This is a genomic window from Paenibacillus sp. R-74696 (genome assembly GCF_055814915.1).
Window position 1 is genome coordinate 381,969 of the sequence record NZ_JBPULM010000030.1, and the last position, 17,809, is coordinate 399,777.

At 46.6% G+C, this 17,809-nt stretch carries 15 protein-coding genes; 7 read left to right on the forward strand and 8 right to left on the reverse strand.

All coding sequences use genetic code 11. The features are described from left to right. Positions 1 to 12 precede the first annotated feature (12 nt). From ACSR9A_RS13330 to ACSR9A_RS13350, 5 genes are all read right to left on the reverse strand, one after another. On the reverse strand, positions 13 to 1,035 hold the full coding sequence (locus ACSR9A_RS13330) for a sensor histidine kinase (protein ID WP_473757663.1): 1,023 nt from the start codon (positions 1,033 to 1,035) through the stop codon (positions 13 to 15). Between the two features lie 12 nt (positions 1,036 to 1,047). After that, positions 1,048 to 1,731, reverse strand: coding sequence for a response regulator transcription factor (locus ACSR9A_RS13335; RefSeq protein WP_473757664.1), 684 nt, complete (start codon positions 1,729 to 1,731; stop codon positions 1,048 to 1,050). A gap of 148 nt (positions 1,732 to 1,879) precedes the next feature. After that, on the reverse strand, positions 1,880 to 3,961 hold the full coding sequence (locus ACSR9A_RS13340; protein ID WP_473757665.1) for a serine hydrolase domain-containing protein: 2,082 nt from the start codon (positions 3,959 to 3,961) through the stop codon (positions 1,880 to 1,882). A 187-nt stretch (positions 3,962 to 4,148) separates the two neighbouring features. After that, positions 4,149 to 4,712 (reverse strand): NAD(P)H-dependent oxidoreductase, encoded by a 564-nt coding sequence (locus tag ACSR9A_RS13345; protein ID WP_473757666.1) that lies wholly within the window; start codon positions 4,710 to 4,712, stop codon positions 4,149 to 4,151. Positions 4,713 to 4,848: 136 nt separating this feature from the next. Then, positions 4,849 to 5,685 (reverse strand): AraC family transcriptional regulator, encoded by an 837-nt coding sequence (locus ACSR9A_RS13350; protein ID WP_473757667.1) that lies wholly within the window; start codon positions 5,683 to 5,685, stop codon positions 4,849 to 4,851. 151 nt (positions 5,686 to 5,836) lie between these two features. Between ACSR9A_RS13350 and ACSR9A_RS13355 the strand changes: the two genes are divergently transcribed. Further along, positions 5,837 to 6,973: a glycoside hydrolase family 88/105 protein gene (locus tag ACSR9A_RS13355; RefSeq protein ID WP_473757668.1), complete on the forward strand. Its 1,137-nt coding sequence runs from the start codon at positions 5,837 to 5,839 to the stop codon at positions 6,971 to 6,973. A 254-nt stretch (positions 6,974 to 7,227) separates the two neighbouring features. Here the strand turns inward: ACSR9A_RS13355 and ACSR9A_RS13360 are convergent, their stop codons facing one another. Beyond that, positions 7,228 to 7,788, reverse strand: a complete 561-nt coding sequence (locus ACSR9A_RS13360; protein WP_473757669.1) for a methylated-DNA--[protein]-cysteine S-methyltransferase — start codon at positions 7,786 to 7,788, stop codon at positions 7,228 to 7,230. A gap of 3 nt (positions 7,789 to 7,791) precedes the next feature. Continuing rightward, positions 7,792 to 8,847 (reverse strand): LLM class oxidoreductase, encoded by a 1,056-nt coding sequence (locus tag ACSR9A_RS13365; protein ID WP_473757670.1) that lies wholly within the window; start codon positions 8,845 to 8,847, stop codon positions 7,792 to 7,794. 158 nt (positions 8,848 to 9,005) lie between these two features. On the opposite strand from ACSR9A_RS13365, the gene pdxR reads away from it, so the two are divergent. Both pdxR and corA read left to right on the forward strand, forming a co-directional pair. Beyond that, positions 9,006 to 10,436 (forward strand): MocR-like pyridoxine biosynthesis transcription factor PdxR, encoded by a 1,431-nt coding sequence (gene pdxR / locus ACSR9A_RS13370; RefSeq protein WP_473757671.1) that lies wholly within the window; start codon positions 9,006 to 9,008, stop codon positions 10,434 to 10,436. A gap of 67 nt (positions 10,437 to 10,503) precedes the next feature. Next, positions 10,504 to 11,454, forward strand: a complete 951-nt coding sequence (gene corA, locus ACSR9A_RS13375; RefSeq protein ID WP_473757672.1) for a magnesium/cobalt transporter CorA — start codon at positions 10,504 to 10,506, stop codon at positions 11,452 to 11,454. Between the two features lie 488 nt (positions 11,455 to 11,942). Here corA and ACSR9A_RS13380 read toward each other — a convergent pair whose 3' ends face one another. Beyond that, entirely contained in the window at positions 11,943 to 12,344 is a 402-nt protein-coding gene (locus ACSR9A_RS13380) for a hypothetical protein (protein WP_473757673.1), read from the reverse strand. Positions 12,345 to 12,841: 497 nt separating this feature from the next. Here ACSR9A_RS13380 and ACSR9A_RS13385 point away from each other — a divergent pair, with 497 nt between their 5' ends. From ACSR9A_RS13385 to ACSR9A_RS13400, 4 genes are all read left to right on the forward strand, one after another. Then, positions 12,842 to 13,882 (forward strand): LacI family DNA-binding transcriptional regulator, encoded by a 1,041-nt coding sequence (locus tag ACSR9A_RS13385; RefSeq protein WP_473757674.1) that lies wholly within the window; start codon positions 12,842 to 12,844, stop codon positions 13,880 to 13,882. Between the two features lie 165 nt (positions 13,883 to 14,047). After that, the gene (locus ACSR9A_RS13390) at positions 14,048 to 14,950 is read left to right on the forward strand and encodes a sugar phosphate isomerase/epimerase family protein (protein ID WP_473757675.1); all 903 of its coding nucleotides are present in this window, start codon (positions 14,048 to 14,050) and stop codon (positions 14,948 to 14,950) included. Continuing rightward, entirely contained in the window at positions 14,853 to 16,157 is a 1,305-nt protein-coding gene (locus ACSR9A_RS13395; RefSeq protein ID WP_473757676.1) for a carbohydrate kinase family protein, read from the forward strand. Before ACSR9A_RS13390 ends, ACSR9A_RS13395 begins: the two co-directional genes overlap by 98 nt. A 33-nt stretch (positions 16,158 to 16,190) precedes the next feature. Next, positions 16,191 to 17,630, forward strand: a complete 1,440-nt coding sequence (locus ACSR9A_RS13400; protein ID WP_473757677.1) for an L-fucose/L-arabinose isomerase family protein — start codon at positions 16,191 to 16,193, stop codon at positions 17,628 to 17,630. Positions 17,631 to 17,809 lie beyond the last annotated feature (179 nt).

Consider the following 17,809-nt stretch of genomic DNA (forward strand, 5'->3'; position numbering starts at 1 on the left):
CTGCTCTGACGGTCATGCCCGAATCGCTTCGAACGCATTGCTTATAGGGAAGGTCATCTCCATTGCTGTTCCTGCGTGCAGCCCAGATTGCACAGTCAGGTCAACCCCGATTTTGAGCGCAACCGTCCGTGCTAAATAAAGCCCCAGTCCGGTTGCCGCATTTTGCAGCCTGCCGTTTCCCCCAGTAAACCCTTTATCAAAAATACGTGGCAGGTCATGAGCGGCAATCCCTGGTCCCTCATCCTTGATCGTGATCCTCACCTGGCCCTCGGGCGCTACGGTCGTCAATAGAAGTATCGTACCACCCTTTGGGCTATATTTGACCGCATTCGTCAGCAATTGCCTCATCACAAAACGGCACCATTTACGGTCCGTCCTGACTATTGCTTCTTCGCCTTCAAACAGGACGGCTATATTTTTCTCTACACACCAAGAAGCCAGCTCCCTTACTTCCAGGGCAGCAAGCTGCTGAATCCCGGCCTGCTCCAGCACATAATCCGCCTCGAGCGAAGGGAGCCGTGAAATGTACAGCTGCTGGTCAATGAGCAGATGAATGCGCAGCCATTCCGATTCTATTTTTCGCAGCGCCTGGCTGCTCCTGTCGGCATCTATCGTCATTTTCATGGCGGTCAGCGGCGCTTTCACTTCGTGCACCCATGCCGCCGTATCCTCCTGCTCCACCGTATGGGCCGCATAGCTAGCTGAAAGCTTGTCCGAATACCAGTGGCCGGCCGCTCGCAAAAGTCGATTCGCAGCTTCTTCATGATAAAAATAAGCGGGCGGCAGCGTTTCGCTCCAGTCCTCCTCTATTTGTTCAGCTGTGCTTGCCAGTGCGCGCGCGTAAGCTGTTTCTTTTTGAAAGCGCCACCCTAAAAAAGCCACCAGCGCAAGCATGAGCAGCCCGTTCATATACAGCATCGAAACCGCCTGAATCGCAATGCCATTGTCAAGCCAGATTAGCAAATCCACGAACAGCAAAGAAAGCAGGTAGAACGCGATCCAGCTTTTTCTGTCATATAAATAACGGTGCAGCAAGTCTTTCCCCCCTCATAACGTGGCGGCCATATAGCCCAGCCCTTTCTTAGTTACAATGGCTTCTTCCAGCTGGAAAACCGCCAGCTTCTGGCGCAGCCGGGTTATATTCGCTGTCAGCGTATTGTCGTTGACAAATTGCTCATCATCCCACAGCCTGCGAATGAGATCATGGCGGGAGATAACCGTATCCTTCGCCTGGACGAGCACGACGAGGATAAAAAATTCATTTTTCGTCAAAAGCACATCCTGTCCGTGTTTGCGGATCAGCCCACGTTTCATATCAATAATAGAGCCGTTCCATTCGATCAGATCAGCCGCTGCCTCTCCGTAAGCATAGGTTCTGCGAAAAATCGCCTGAATTTGGGCCAGCAGCACGTCCATATGAAACGGCTTTTGAATATAATCATCCGCCCCCATGTTCATCGCCATGACCATATCTAAAGGATGATCACGCGAGGACAAAAAGAAAATCGGCACTTTCGACACCGCCCGAATTTCCCGGCACCAGTGAAAGCCATCATACATAGGAAGCTGAATATCAATAATAACAAGTTGCGGCTGCACTTTAATAAAAGTGTGCATCACATCGTCAAATCGCTCTGGGCCCGTTACTTGAAACGACCACTGCTCCAGCCTCTCCTTCAACGAATGGAAAATGGCATCGTCATCTTCTATCAGCAATATTTTCAAATCCACTAGAGCCAAATCCCTTCCCGCGGTTGTTCGCAGCCTTGAATAGCCCCGCCACCCAAGTGTCCGCTTCCTACATCATACCATTACAAGTTTCCACACAAAAAGGGGCGGCAAATTATTGCCCCCCAAGTAATAACCCTGCTTCGCAGCTTTATGCCGGAAGCAGCATTGTGAACAGCAGCGCTGCCAGCTCCTGCTTATTTAATGCCCGACGCGAGCCGTAGTCCATCTTCCCGCCGGCTTCGGTCACCTCTGGCCCATGCAGCTGCCATTTCACTATAGAGCTAACGGCATCAATCGCCCATTTCGATGTGCCGGGCGCAAGCGTTGCAGTCGTATCCTGCGTCCTGATGCCCGTCATCGTCAGCAAGCGAAAAACGATCGCCGCCGCTTCTTCCCGAAGAATAGGCCGGTCCGGCTCAAACAAGCCGGCCTCGCTCCCATTCAGCAGCCCCGCCTCAACGGCGGCTTGAATCGCTTTGCGATACGGTGAATGCTCGACGTCCTTAAACGAGGACGGGTTCGCGGATTCAGGAATGCTCCATATCGCATTAAAAGCTTGGATGAAGGCGCCGCGGGTGACCGCTTGCTCCGGTTGAAACGGCTTAGACAAATCATCTGTCAAAAGACCAAGCGACTTCAAGCCCAAAATGTAGCTGGCATAGGGATGACCAATCGATACGTCTGGGAAGCCTTCCTGATGCTCCGGTATTTTAGCGGCGTAGCTGAAGAGATTAGCATATTTCAGATAGCTGATTTTCCCGTCCGCATCCTCCTTGAATGCAAGGGGATTGCCCTGCTCATCCACAAACAGCAAATCATCGACCTGCTTCAATTGTTGACGGCTGGAAATATCGCTTACGGTAAGAATGCCGTTGCCCGTCGCTTCGACCTTCGTTAGCAGCTTAATTCGCAAATCCGAATACAAGCCTTCAAACTTGGCGAGCTCCTTCGCAGGCTGCGGCTTAAAGCCAGCAGCAGCTTCATATTTCGATGGGTGACCAGCGTAATAGTGATCCATAAATGCGGCAAACAGCTCATTGCGCAAATCCTGATTCGAATTATAGGATACGAAAACACCAGTTTTGCGATCTGGCAGCAGCCAGAGGAGCGAGCTGAAGCCAAGTATATCGCCTCCCTTGGAGATGACAGCTTCACCATTCGTATGAGATGGAGCCACAGACGATTCAAAGCCGTATGTCATATCCGGAAAGTCCGGATCGATGGCAATGTGATAGGTCGACATGGCCTTCACCGATTCGGGCGACAAAATAATCGTGCCGTCTTCCGCCCGGCCATCGTTCAAAAAGGCTTTCATAAACAGCGCCATATCGGCGGCTGTCGATAGCATACTGCCCTCCGGCCACTCGCTCGGTGAAAAATCGTACACCGGAATAGCCCCTCCCGCCGCATCGTAAGAGGTGACGAGCCGTTCGGCTTCATTTTTCGTAAGGCTAAAATGGCTGGAGGTCATGCCAAGCGGCTCGAACAGATGCCTCTGCACATAGCTCGCGAAAGGCTCTCCGCTTACCTGCTGGACGATGTAGCCTTGCAGCCGCGATGCGAAATTATCGTACATATAAGAGGTTCCCGGCTGACGAGTGACTGGCGGAAACACAGCAAAGATGCTTTCCTTGAGCGAAATCGGCTTTTGGGCGGGATCAAATAAATAACTGGCATCTGTAGGCTCGCGCACCTCAAAGCCCGTCGTATGCGTCAGCAGATTCTCGATGGTAACCGGCGTACCATAGGGATTGTTTAGTTGGTAACCATCCAAATATTTTTCAATATTATCTTGAAGCGATATTTTCCCTTGATCGACAAGCTGCATAATGGCAGCAGCCGTAAACACTTTGGAGATCGAGGCGATTCGGAAGGTGGACTCGCTTGCCTCAACAGGCGACTTGGACGTCAGGTCGTTTACACCGTAGCCTTTGGATACGAGTACTTTTCCTCCTTGCACGACGGATATGACAGCGGCCCCCGCTTTTTGCCGGATGGCATCCTGCTCAAAAAAAGCATCAAAAAAGGCCTCGACCTCCTTGGCATCACGCGGGCCGCTCGTGAAATGACTTGTAGCGGCACTGCTAAGTGAGGCTTGAGGTTTGATTGCGACAGAAGAAGGGGATTCCGGCCGCTGCGCGTTTGCGCTTGCTTCACCTGCAAAAGTCAGCGTCAGAAGTGCCGCCAAAATACCGGATGTGATGCGGGTTCGTTTCTTATTGTGGATCAATTAAAATCCTCTCCCTGCTTACCCTAATTTTGGAGCTGGCTAGCTCGAACAAATCAATACTGCCGCTCCAACCTCTTCATTTTAGGGTTTACAGCCAGTCCCGTCGTTCGATTTAGATGATAAACAAGAGAGGAATGGTTACATTTTTGTCATGTTCGCCTGCGTTGGAGACTGAGCAGCGGCAAGGTCACAGGCTGTCAACAAAATTCAAATAAGCCACTGCGTTTGCTTCTAGCTTGCTTGCAGACGTTGAGACGGCTGCACCGGGTTCATTTTCACCCGGCTCCGCTTCTGTACCATAAAAAGCAAAATAGGAGCGATAATCAGCACTGCAATACAGGAAGGAAATTTCAAAAGGAGCCAATAATTGGGCAAGTGTGTAGCGATATTTTCCCTCTTCCTGATAATTCTCTTCTGTTGCTCCCGCGGATACAGCTAACGCCACTTTGCGATTTTTCAATTTGTCCCCACCTTTGGAACCGAAGGCCCATCCATAGGCTAAAACCTCATCCAACCATTTTTTAAGGAGAGGGGGACAATTAAACCAATAAATAGGAAACTGCAAAATCAGATTTCCATGTGCTTCAACCAACTGCTGTTCTTTCTCCACGTCGATGTTTCCATCAGGGTAAGCTTTATGCAATTCGTGTATCGTATATTTTTCCGGATATTTCGCAAGCTCTTCTATCCATCGCTTATTGATGACCGATGTTTCTAAGCTGGGATGTGTGACAATAATGAGTGTTTTCAATGAAGGCTCCTCCTAAAGTGTGATTGGCCTCTTGAGTATAAAGCGCACGCTGCCATTATATAAGTACGCACTTTAAGTATAGCTACTTTCCTGTTGGTTAGTGTCACATCCATTATAAACCCACCGAAACGATCGCTCACTTTCCCTTTCTATAAAATAATGGTTTATGTCCCGTCGTTGACTTGAACACTCTGCCGAAATGCGTCACACTGCCGAAGCCTACCTTCCTCGCAATCAGATTGACCTTCATCGACGATTGCTCCAAAAGCTTTTTCGCCTCCTTGATCCTGACGCTGTTCAAATACTCCACGAACGTAAAGCCTGTTGCCTCTTTAAAAAAACGGCTTAAATAATAGGGGCTGACATAAAATCTCTCTGCTAGCGGATGAAGCGACAGCTCCTGCATATAATGGCTGTTGATATAGCGGACAACCTCCGAAATTCTTTCATGCATCGGACTTGGCGATTCTAGGGGCTCGATGCTGTTTTGTCTAATATGCCGGCAGCAAACCAGAAGCAGCTGCAAAACCAAAGTTTGCGCATACATCTCGAAGCCTGTTTTTTTATGCTGAATTTCCTCGATGATCCGCTTGGATAGCGCCTCGATGGAGAGCCTGTCCTGCAAGGAGCATTTAATAATGATGTACTCCTGCTCAAACAGCGGCTGCAGCGTGTCTATATAAGAGCCATTAGCCGAGGCCATGTTGCTCTCATGAATATTAATAATGAGCCGCTCATGCTGGGGCGTTTCTGTGTTGGTCGTCCGGTGCAAAATATTGGGAGAGATGATAATCACATCCCCTTCATTGATCACCATGGTCCTGTCCTTAATAAAAAACTCCCGTTTTCCCGACATTAAATAAAAAATTTCATAGGTGCTGTGAAAATGGCTGGCTGGCATATTGTGGCTTAGCGCCTTCCGGTGGGAAACCAATAAAGTCCCGTCCTTATTTTCATATTGAAAATCTCCCATCTTTAGGCTCCGCCCCTCATCTGTTATGTCATTTTATTATACGCCTCAGCTTATTTTCTGCAAGATATAAGAAGAATAAAGGTATTTTCGCAAAAAATGTACATGATCCTCTGCTAAACTAAACTTAATACAAGAAGGAGGAATGAATGCAATGAATGCTTCGAATGCTAATACTACGTCTGAAAATCGAGTGCAAGACACCCTTTCCCCCATCCAATGGGCCGAGAAGGCCTGCGAGGCGTTAATGGATAAATTTGAGCCGGAATTGCTTCCGCCAGACCGGTTTCACTATCATCAGGGCGTGTTTCTGTCGGGTATGGAGAAATGCTGGCAGGAAACGAAGAAGGACAAATACAATGATTATATTAAACGCTGGGTAGACAGCCAAATTCTCGTGGACGGAAGCATTAAGAAATACAATCCGGATGAACTGGATGATATACAGCCTGGTGTTCTTCTGTTTAGATTGTATGAGCAAACGGGCGACGAACGGTATAAAAAAGCGCTGCATACCCTTGTTCCGCTGTTAAAGTCATGGAAAACGAATCCTTCGGGCGGGTTCTGGCATAAGGAGCATTACCCGAATCAAATGTGGCTGGACGGCTTATACATGGCGGGCCCTATTGCCGTCCAGTTCGGCAAGACGTTTGGGGAAAGCGACTATTTTGACTTGATGACGTTCCAAGCGCTTATGATGGCAAAACACACCAAGGACCCGAAAACCGGCTTATTGTACCACGGGTGGGATGAAACGAAGGAAGCCGCTTGGGCTGACCCAGATACGGGGCTTGCTCCAGAGTTCTGGGGTAGAGCGATCGGCTGGTACCCTGTCGCCTTGCTGGAAATGTTCGAATACCTGCCTGAGGATCATAAGGATAAAGCAGCGCTAGTCCGTATTCTACAGGACCTGCTCCTTTCACTGACTAACTTCCAAGATGCTGCGACCGGTTTATGGTATCAGGTTGTCGACAAGCCAGAGCAGCCGGATAATTGGCTGGAAAATTCCTGTACCGCCCTGTTCGTTCATGCCATTGCCAAAGCGGTAAGATTCGGTTATCTGGATGCCAAGTATTTGCAATATGCTTGGAAGGGCTATCAGGGCGTTATTGATACGCTGAAGCTTGATGAGAATGGCCACGTCATCATTGGCCAAATCTGTATCGGCACAGGAATAGGTGATTACGCCCACTATATCGCCCGTCCTACCAGCGAAAATGATCTGCATGGCGCAGGCGCTTTTATTCTCATGTGCGTGGAAATGAGCTTGGCGGAAAAGATAGGCAACTAATACAAAAAAGCTGGAGCCTCTTTATGGGCTTCAGCTTTTTGCTGGCGACACGCTCCACTGCTCGTTATTAAGAGCTATCCGTAAGAAACAGCGTACGTCATTCATAATATAGATAGCCTTTGTAGAGGCAGTTGAGGATGCATTGCCTGGGAGCACAACTCCATCCTCGAAGACATGTCCGATGCTCCGCGCCATATTCATACCGTGCGAGGCATTGGATATCGATTTTCAGGAAATGGACGATGAAGATCCGTTCAAAAGTCAAAACGAGCATGGCCCGAAACCGTGTAATCAAAATAACCTTCTAATCGAAGCAGCTTTTCTTTTGCCTGCAAGCCTCCACTGTACCCCGTCAATGTGCCGTTCTTCCCGATAACACGGTGACATGGAATGACAATAGGAATCGGATTGGCCCCGTTGGCGCTTCCCACTGCGCGTGTGGCCTGGGGATTATTTATCATCTTCGCAATATCAAAATAACTGCGGCTTTGCCCATATGGAATTTTCATCAGCTCTGTCCAAACAGAAATCTGAAAATTAGTCCCCTGTAAATCAAGAGGGATCTCGAATGACGTGCTTTCCCCCTCACAATAGGACTGCAGCTGCTCCAGATATGGAGAAAGCCTGCTCTGATGTTTTATCAGCTTCGCATTAGGAAACTTCTTTCCGACCCATTGCTTCAGGTTCATATGGGTGTCATCCGGCAACGCGATTAGACATAACCCTCGCTCGGTCGCCGCTACTTGCAGCGGTATGCCACTAAACAGGGAATGGGTAAAGGTTGTCCAGTAAATTTCTGTTTGAGCCCCCTTCATCCTCTACCACCCAGTAAACAGCGGCTTCGGCCCAGCATGCGTAGGGAAAAGCGGCAATACTTCCTCTGCCAGCTCCTGAATGACTTCGGCAGGTGGCCGGCTTGAAAATTGGATGCCGAGCGCAGCATGATTGACCCCAACTGCCTGCCATTCCTCCAACAGCTGAATCAGGCCTGCACGCCCTGTACGCAATATGTATCCGCCGCGAAGCGGGGTTCGAGGATAATTGACATCTTCCACAAGATCAATCCATTCGTTGGTCATATGCGGCTTGAATATGCCGCCGGGGATTTTTTCCCGCCAAGCCTTGATCTTACGGCCGAGCATTCGGGGACCTGCCTCATTTGCCGTCGCTTCGGGATAAGTGAGCCAGCCGTCGCTGTGCTCCGCAATCCAATCAAGAGACTGCCTGCTTGAACCCGTCACGATAAGTGGAATACCGCCAGCTGCTGGCTTAGGCAGCAATTCAAGCCCTCCCATTCTACCAAGCGAAGATTGAATTTCAGGACTTCTCTGATGAATCAGCTCCCGAAAAAACTGTACCGTCTCCCGGAAACGTCCATCTCGATGATCCGCATCTAGTCCATAAGCTGGAAACTCAGCGGCACGGTCTCCGGAAGCAATCCCTAACACAAGCCGCCCGCCAGAAAGCACATCTATGGATGCAGCCGCCTTGGCCAAATCTATGGGATGGCGAAGCGTGAAGACCGCGCTTCCTGTTACTAAGGATATGTTTTTTGTCCTTGCAGCAAGATAGGCCAGATAAACGAATGGATCGAATACTTGCCCTGCATCCCGAAAGCCGGGGTCAAATAGCGGGACATCCCGTACCCAGACGGCAGCAAAATTGCTTTGATCCATCTTTTCAACTAGATCAGCTTGGCCCTGTAAAACATCCATCTGACCTGTATAAAATTTAAGCGGCAAAAATAATCCGATTGTCAATTTGTCTGGGGCAAACATCCGGCGGAAACCCGGGTGGTCATTAAAGGTCTTCATCGCCAAGTCTGACTGGTGGCCTGCATCTATTTTTTCATTGGAGCCTATTTGTTTATTCAATTCCTTCTCCTCCTAAAGCGATAGTGTTCCTGTCTTCTGGCATTCATCCAAATTCGACTGACTGGAAGTGTTATAATTGTATTAATCAATTGACCCCATAAGTAGTGACAAAACTAAACTAGTTTATAGGGTCAATTTTTATTACAAGGAGGATATGAATGATCGATTTGACGGTATTGTTGAACAGAGCGTCTGGAGAGGCGTTATACTCCCAGCTTTATCAATATATTAAGCAAGAAATTTTGAGAGGAAAGCTGGCCGCTGAGACACGGCTGCCTTCTATTCGGTCGCTGGCTGCCCACCTCCATATTAGCCGCAATACGGTGGATTTGGCCTATCAACAGCTGTTAGCCGAAGGTTATGTTCAAAGCAGGCCCAGGAGCGGCCTATACGTTATTGATCTGGAGCTGGAGTCGTTGCCTTTGTCGCATCAAATAAATAAGATGGAGTTGAAAAATAGGGCACAGGTTAGCTCGGCGATCCGCTACGATTTTCGCTATGGCGATGTTGATGCTGCGCATTTTCCATTTGCCACTTGGCGAAAGCTATCCAATCTAAGCTTGCACCAGGATCAACAGGACTTGTGTTCATATGGCGATCCGCTTGGAGAACCTGGGCTTCGAGAAGAAATCGCCACATATTTGCACGGCTCCAGAGGAGTCAATTGCACACCTGATCAAATTATGATTGGAGCTGGTGTGCAGTATTTACTTGGCGTGGTATCCCGCTTAATAGGTGGGGCAAGCAACGACAACAGCAACGGGATGGCAATGGAAGAGCCGGGATATGACGGAGTGAGGACGATTTTTGCGCATCATGGTTTTCACATCCACCCTATTCCGCTGGAAACGGATGGGCTGAATATACAGAAGCTTTATGAAAGCAAATCCCGCATCGTGTACATGACGCCGTCCCACCAGTTCCCCTATGGAATGGTCATGCCGCTCCCCAAAAGAATGCAATTGCTGAAATGGGCAGCCGACCAGAATGGGATTATTATCGAGGACGATTACGATAGCGAATTCAGATATGTCGGCAAACCCATACCGTCCCTGCAGAGCCTCGATACCCATCATCGCACGGTTTACCTGGGGACTTTTTCAAAATGCCTGCTCCCTTCCCTACGCATCGCCTACATGGTGCTGCCTCAGGAGCTAATAGAGCTGCACGGTGAGCAAAACTACCCGTTGTATGACCAAACGGTATCACGTTTTCACCAGAAAACGTTGGAGCTGTTTATGAAAAATGGACATTGGGAAGCCCACATTCGCCGGATGCGCCATGTATACCGAGAGAAGCAATTCACGCTGATATCAACGATTCAGCAAGTGATGGGCGCTCAAGCAACCATAATCGGCCAGGATGCCGGACTTCATATTTTGTTGCGTGTGCATAATGGCATGGATGAACATCAGTTGATTGCCGCTGCGGAGGAAGAAGGCGTCAGGGTCTACCCTGTATCTCCCTTTTGGGCAGAACGGGCTGAAGCTGAGAATTCCATGGTGCAGATCGGATTCGGCGGTTTGAGCAAGGAGGATATCATAGAGGGAGTACATGCGCTATACCGTGCTTGGTTTGGTTCAACATGAGCAAGTAAAATAAAATGGGAAATGCTATACTATCCTTAATCAGGATTTCACATGAGGATGGTGTTTTGTGCTTCGAACAATTGCTGTAACCAATGACTTGAAAGTGATAACGGATATTTCCATAACTGACCTTACTAATTCAAACATTAAATGGTTTTGGGTTGATTTTAATTCTCCAACAGAAGAAGAAACAAAGTTATTGGAGACTTATTTCCATTTCCACCCCTTAGCTATTGAAGATTGTCTGCACTTTTTACAGCGTCCAAAATTAGACCATTATGATGCTGACCACTTTTTTGTACTGCACTCCATTGACCAAAAAACTTTGCAAGCTGAAGAAATTGATTTGTTTATAGGCATAAACTTCGTGGTTTCATTCCATTTATCCAATTGCAGAGAGGTAGATGAGGCTTGGAGCCGCATAATTGAACATAAAAGTTTATCAGAGAAAGGTCATATTTTTGTTGCTTATTCAATCATGGACAAATTGGTTGACAATTACTTTCCAACTTTGTATCAAATAGAAGACCAATTAAATGAAATTGAAGACAATGTTAAAAATGAAAGCGTTGAAAAATTAATGGATACCATTTTCGATATCCGCTCTGATTTGCTCAAACTCAGAAAAACCGTTTTACCTATGAGGGAGCTTCTTTACCGAGTAATTAATTCTGAGAAAATTGATGGAATAAAAGAACAAGTCGTATACTTTACCGATATTTACGACCATTTGCTGAAGCTTTCCGAAATGATTGAATCTAATCGAGAAATGACCGCAGATATGAGGGACAGCTACATTTCAATAAATGCAAACAGAATGAATAAGATAATGAAGACACTAACCGTTATGACATCCATATTTATTCCCTTAACCTTCATTGCGAGCATTTATGGAATGAATTTTGAGTATATGCCAGAACTTACTTGGCGTTGGGGTTATTTTGGGGTCTTATGGGTTTTGTTGGGAGTTGGGTCTATCATGATTTTCTGGTTATGGCGCAAGGGCTGGTTTAAATAGATTAATGTATAAAAGCCGATATCCTGTTTCATTATAATGATCACCGTTGCGTAGGCTTTTTATAAAAGTGTTAAGGAGATTGCAGGTGAAGTCGAATATCCAGATCCTTTTTATGGGGATAGATCTTTAATATGCGGGAAAATCCGTTGGCAACTACCCCGATATTACTTCTGAGATGCTTGACGACTTTACCTTCACGGTGTACTTTGCGGTGATAACCAAAATCCATATGGGCTGCCTAAATTCCTATTTTCTTATATTCCTTAATCATAGAGCGGCAAATGGTAAAGACAAAATCAGGCGCTTGCCCATAATCTCATGAAACAAGCAACCATAGAGCAAAAGAGAAACATAGCCGTACAGGAATAGACACCCTGTACGGCTATGTTTTTATGTTTTTGGGTTGAAAGTGAGCTATCTCTCCAGCGAACTTCATGCTTTTGGGACAGCTCCTTCTGTTCATCGCTTGCTTGCAAATAAAATTGATGTCACCACTCAACTAAATAGTTAGTAGACTTCCCAATAACGAAATTACCAAAGACAGCTACGATTTCAATAATCCTCCAACCGTAATCCAGCGTGTTTGAAGTATAGACATACGAGCCTAGACTTGGACTCGAGGATGTCAATGTCAGGTTGACCGTTTGATAAATGTAATTACCCGGATATCCATTCAAAAGTTTTACTCTGACCTCGACCGGACCGTTAGACGCAGGCTGATAGTTGGCATCAAAAGAAGTGACATTCACCGTAATTTTCCGGTTTCCGAATGTTTCACTCAGATCCGTCCCATTGCCAGGAACAGCAGGACCTGCAAAAGCCGATACTGGAAGCGCTAACAAAAAAATCAAACAAATAGAGATAAACATCGCAAACTTCTTCTTCATCATACATCCACCTCCAAAATAGTCATAAGCCTTCTAACCTGGCACATCCCATAAATCTTTTATTTTGGTGCCTGTTTCTTACTAGAAACACCACCTCTTTCCTTCTGTTTAGCTACTAACTTGCATTTTAATTATAGGCAGAAAACCAAATTGGTTAATATGTGCATTAATTTACTTAAAGTACAATCGTTTACATTTAATGATTGCTGCCGCTAGGTATTCACTAAAACAAAGACTTCCTTGCTCTCCTACTATGAATTCAGGCAAGCTAAAGACATAGCCCGTGACTCATTCGGATTTTTGACCAGGACTTGTATTGCTGCTATGTATTGTTTTCGTCGCCTTTAACAAGCAAAGGGATTTAGCGTTGAATCCGTAGTTACGTTGAGGTGCTTGACCTATACTTGGCTACACGGTCACATTGACAACTCGCATAGCTGTCATTAGTATTTAAACCATATACTAATGGACCGCCGATACTCGGGATAAGGAATGATGAAATGGGCAAAGAAAAGGATCAAAAAACCACTAGAGCCGTTACTTTAAAGGATATCGCCGAGCAGACTGGATTTACGGTCAATACCGTTTCTCGTGCGCTTAAGAATAAAGAAGATATTTCCGCGACAACAATTGAACTCATCCAACTAAAAGCACAGGAGCTCGGCTATATCGGTAATGCATTGGCTAGCTCTCTTCGTTCGGGAATGACGAAGACCATTGCAGTGATCGTGGCTGATGTATCGAATCCCCATTTCTCTATAGCTGTGAAAGAAATTGAGAAGGCAGCAAGGAAGCAAGAATATACCACATTCATCTTAAACTCCTATGAGGATCAAGAAGTAGAGAAAAATGCGATATTTTCGGCTTTGTCCAAGAACGTCGATGGTATCATTATTTGTCCCGCTCAAGGCAGCGACAACAATATGGAAATACTTCAACGCTTAGGAATCCCGTTTGTGCTTCTCGGTCGCCACTTGGAAAATGACACGATGGATTATGTTGTTAGCAATGATGCAAAGGGTGGTTATTTAGCTACGCAGCACCTATTAGAGCTTGGACACAAGGAGATCTTATTCCTTAATGCCCATCATTCGATTTCCAGTGCTCGTGAGCGACTTATTGGTTACAAACGAGCTTTGGAGGAATATGGAATATCCGTAAGATCGGAACTGATTCGTGAAGTATCTACGATCTCGGGAGGCTCTAGAGATGAGCTCCAAGAAGTGATCAAATCGAAGCTGCAGTTTACGGCCATATTCGCCTTCAACGATATGATGGCGTGGGAATCCGTCTTTTTCTTAAACAAATGTAATATTAAGGTACCCGAAAACATTAGCATTGTGGGCTTTGATAACATTCAATCACGGATGTATATTCCCTTTCCGTTGACGAGTATAAGCAACTCCAAAGGTAAAACTTCTCGTAAAGCCTTTGAAATATTAATAAAACGAATGTATAAGCAAAATACAGAACTTCACTATCACGAAATCGCTGATGCAAAGCTAATTATCCGTGGTAGTACAAAATCGCTTCTGGAATAATACTCCACCTCCACCTGCCCTTCATCCTCTAGAGATGAAGGGTTTTATTTGTTGCCATTCCCTGTAATAAATCGTTGACAGCTCTTTCAATATGATCTATATTAATTAACATTAACGTTAACATTATCGTTAATGTAAATCGAACGTAAAGGGGATATCTTTTATATGACGCTTGATTTGAAGCTAGGAATTAATATGGGATTCGCGAATAACAAATACCCTGAACCAAAAGTATGGACACGAATCGTCGCCGAAGAAATGGGGCTTAAATATGTCCAATTTGTCGCCGACCTCCTTAACGTCTACCTCCCTGATGACATTATTGAAGAACAGACGGAGCAAATTATAGAGAACGCAGATAAATATGGGCTTTCGATAACGAGCAGCTTCCTCAGTTCTTTCACTAGAGTCAATCATTTCATGCATCCCGATGCCAAGCAGCGCAAGGCATGGCTGAATTGGTTCAAGAAATTTGCTGTTATTTCCTCAAGAATGGGGGCAAAGATGACTGGCGGCCACCCAGGTATTCTTACCTTCAATGACTACGATGATCCTGCATGCAGAGAAGAGAGAACAGCTGAAGGCATCAAATATTGGCAGGAGCTCAGCTGGTTCTGCCGAGACCTCGGCATGAACTGCATGATCTTCGAGCCGATGTCCATTCCTCGTGAGTTCGCCAATACCGTTGAGGAAACAAGGGAGCTGCTCGCAAGGTTGAATGATGGTGCGGGTCTTCCTTTTAAACTTTGTCTTGATCCCGGTCATGCCCCTCATCCGAACGATCGCGACCCGTATCGTTGGATTCGTGAGCTGGGAAGCGAATCTCCCATTATCCACCTCCAGCAAACAGAGGCTGGATACAGCCGACATTGGCCATTCACGAGTGCATACAACGAAATAGGCATTATTCACGCTAATAAAGTCATTGAAGCCCTTGAAGCATCTGGTGCTACTGAAGCGGAGCTGATCTTTGAAATTTATCATCGTGAAGCATGGTCATCCGAATTCGACATTATTCCTGATCATCAGGAATCTGTTGCTTACTGGCGGAAATATGTCACGCAATAAGGAGTCTACCGAAAAGGTAGACGTCATCGTGTGCGGACATATCTCGGTAGATATTATACCGAGGTTCATCTCTACTCAGCCCAGCAACCGCCATCTACTACCAGGCACTCTCGTAGAGGTAGGCGAGGCAGAATATTGTACAGGCGGGGCTGTGTCGAATACAGGCATTGCCTTACATCAGCTTGGGACGAACGTGAGTCTCATCGGAAAAGTCAGTGACGATTTTTTCGGAAGCTTGACCCTAAAACTGCTCGGAGACATTGATTCCTCTCTTGCGGAAGGCATTACTCAGGTAGCAGGAGAAACTAGCTCCTATACGATAGTCCTCAACCCTCCAGGGATAGATCGTATTTTCCTGCACTGCCCTGGTACAAACGACACGTTCTCCGAGCATGATATCGCTTGGGACCAAGTAAGTGGATCTCGCCATTTTCATTTCGGTTATCCCCCATTAATGAAAAGCATGTACGCCGATGGTGGCGATCAATTATCCAACATTCTACGAACGGCCAAGGCGAAAGGAATGAGCATTTCTCTAGATATGGCGATGCCAGGTAAAGGGACAGCCGCTTTCTCAGCAGATTGGATTGGCATATTAACTAAATGTCTTCCTTATGTCGACGTTTTCATGCCTAGTCTGGAAGAGATGTTAATGATGATTAATCGTGACCAGTATGAAAAATACTTTCAGCTAGGCGGAGATTTATGCGAGGTAGTGCCTGAGGAGACCATTCAGGAACTTGCAGATGAACTTCTCCAAATGGGCTGCGGCATGGTCATACTCAAGCTCGGCGCATCGGGATTATATATGCGCAGCTCCCAACAGCTCCTGCTGCATTCAACAAACCAATTGGCTCTGGACATTCGCGAGGAATGGAAAAACCGTGAGTTATGGGCACCTTGCTTTCGTACGAATGTCATAGGCACAACAGGTGCAGGAGACTGTACAATTGCCGGCTTCATACAAGGTCTTATCCTTCAGCTTGGGCCAGCAGCTACGATGACCGGAGCCGTAGCAGTCGGAGCCTTCAGTGTCGAACACCTTGGTGCGACAGGCGGTATCCAGCCATGGGAAACGGTTCAGAACCGAATTCATTCGGGCTGGGAGCGGCTTCCTATCGGTAGACCATTAAAAGGCTGGTATTGGAGAGAACAAGAAGGCATATGGGCAGGGCCTGCAGACAAACAATCAACGAATAACCATTAATATTGGGGCTACCCCTATAGGAGGATACAAACGATGGCACGGAAAGAATTAAAACGAACGAAGCTTGGCGTTATTGTAGGCAATCGCGGATTTTTCCCTAGTCACCTCTGTGACACAGGACGTGTGGAGATACTGCGTGTGCTTGAAGAAGAAGGCATCGATGTCGTCATTTTGGACATAAATGCAACTAAGAACGGTGCGGTTATGACCTTGGACGACGCCAAAGTTTGCGGGAATTTATTTAAAGCTAACCGCGACCATATCGATGGTATTCTCATCACATTGCCTAATTTTGGTGATGAGAAGGCTGTTGCGAACACGATCCGTTATTCGGGTCTGAACGTCCCTATCCTCGTCCACGCCTTCAGTGACAATATTACTTTGATGGGCATCCAAGATAGACGCGACAGCTTCTGTGGTAAAATGTCAGTCTGCAATAACCTGAAGCAGTACGGCATTCCGTTCACATTGACAACACTACATACCGTAGCTCCAGATAGCGATAGCTTTCGAATTGATTTACGACGCTTCGCAGCTACCTGCCGTGTTGTCCAATCGCTTTGCAATGCTCGCCTCGGTTCTATTGGTGCCCGGCCAGCCTCCTTCAATACCGTCCGTTACAGTGAAAAGCTGCTAGAGCGTTCAGGTATTACGATTGAGACATTGGATCTATCAGAAGTATTCGGACGAGCAGGCAAACGCAAAGAAGATGACCCCGCAGTGAAACGTAAACTAGAAGAAATCGCAGCTTATGTCGATGTAAAGGGATTTCCAAAGGCTAATTTGGTTCGTATGGCGTCTCTCGGGGTTGTCGTCGAGGAATGGATGAACGATAATGACCTATCGGGGACGGCGCTGCAATGCTGGACTTCCATGGAAGAATATTTTGGTGTCGTGCCTTGCACCATCATGAGTATGCTGAGCAGCAGCCTGATTCCAAGCGCTTGCGAAGTAGACATTACAGGTCTTGTCGGAATGTATGCGCTGCAGCAGGCATCAGGCAGACCAAGCGCATTGCTGGACTGGAACAACAATTATGGGGAAGATCCGAACAAAGGCGTAGTATTCCACTGCAGTAATTTGCCTAAGGAAGTCTTCGAAGAAATTCATATGGATTACCATGAGATCCTATCAGGTACGGTGGGCAGGGAAAATACGCTCGGTACGATCCAAGGACGAATTAAAGCAAGTACATTCACGTACTGCGGCATTGCAACCGATGATTTGAATGGCGGTATTGCAGTCTATACGGGTGAAGGACAGTTTACGCGTGATCCACTGCTGACGTTCGGAGGTTACGGTGTTGTCCAAGTACCGAAATTCCAAAAGCTGCTTCGTTATATTTGTGAAAATGGCTTTGAACACCATGTATCATCCAATATGTCAAGCGTTGCTGATTCTATGGAGGAAGCGTTTGGCAAGTATATGGGCTGGAAAACCTATCGTCATGAAGAAGCTCGTCACGATCGCTAGCCTACAATAGCTAAAAAGAAAAATGCAGCTCACCTGCCTGTTAGGTTAGCTGCATTTTGTTTCGCATATGGCAAAACCTTGTTTTCTATCTGTATCTAAAGAAATATCCGTCTCCGTTCGGGCTTCACCATCCCATAATAAAAATCCACATCTAATCTCGGCTGATACCAAGGTTTAAT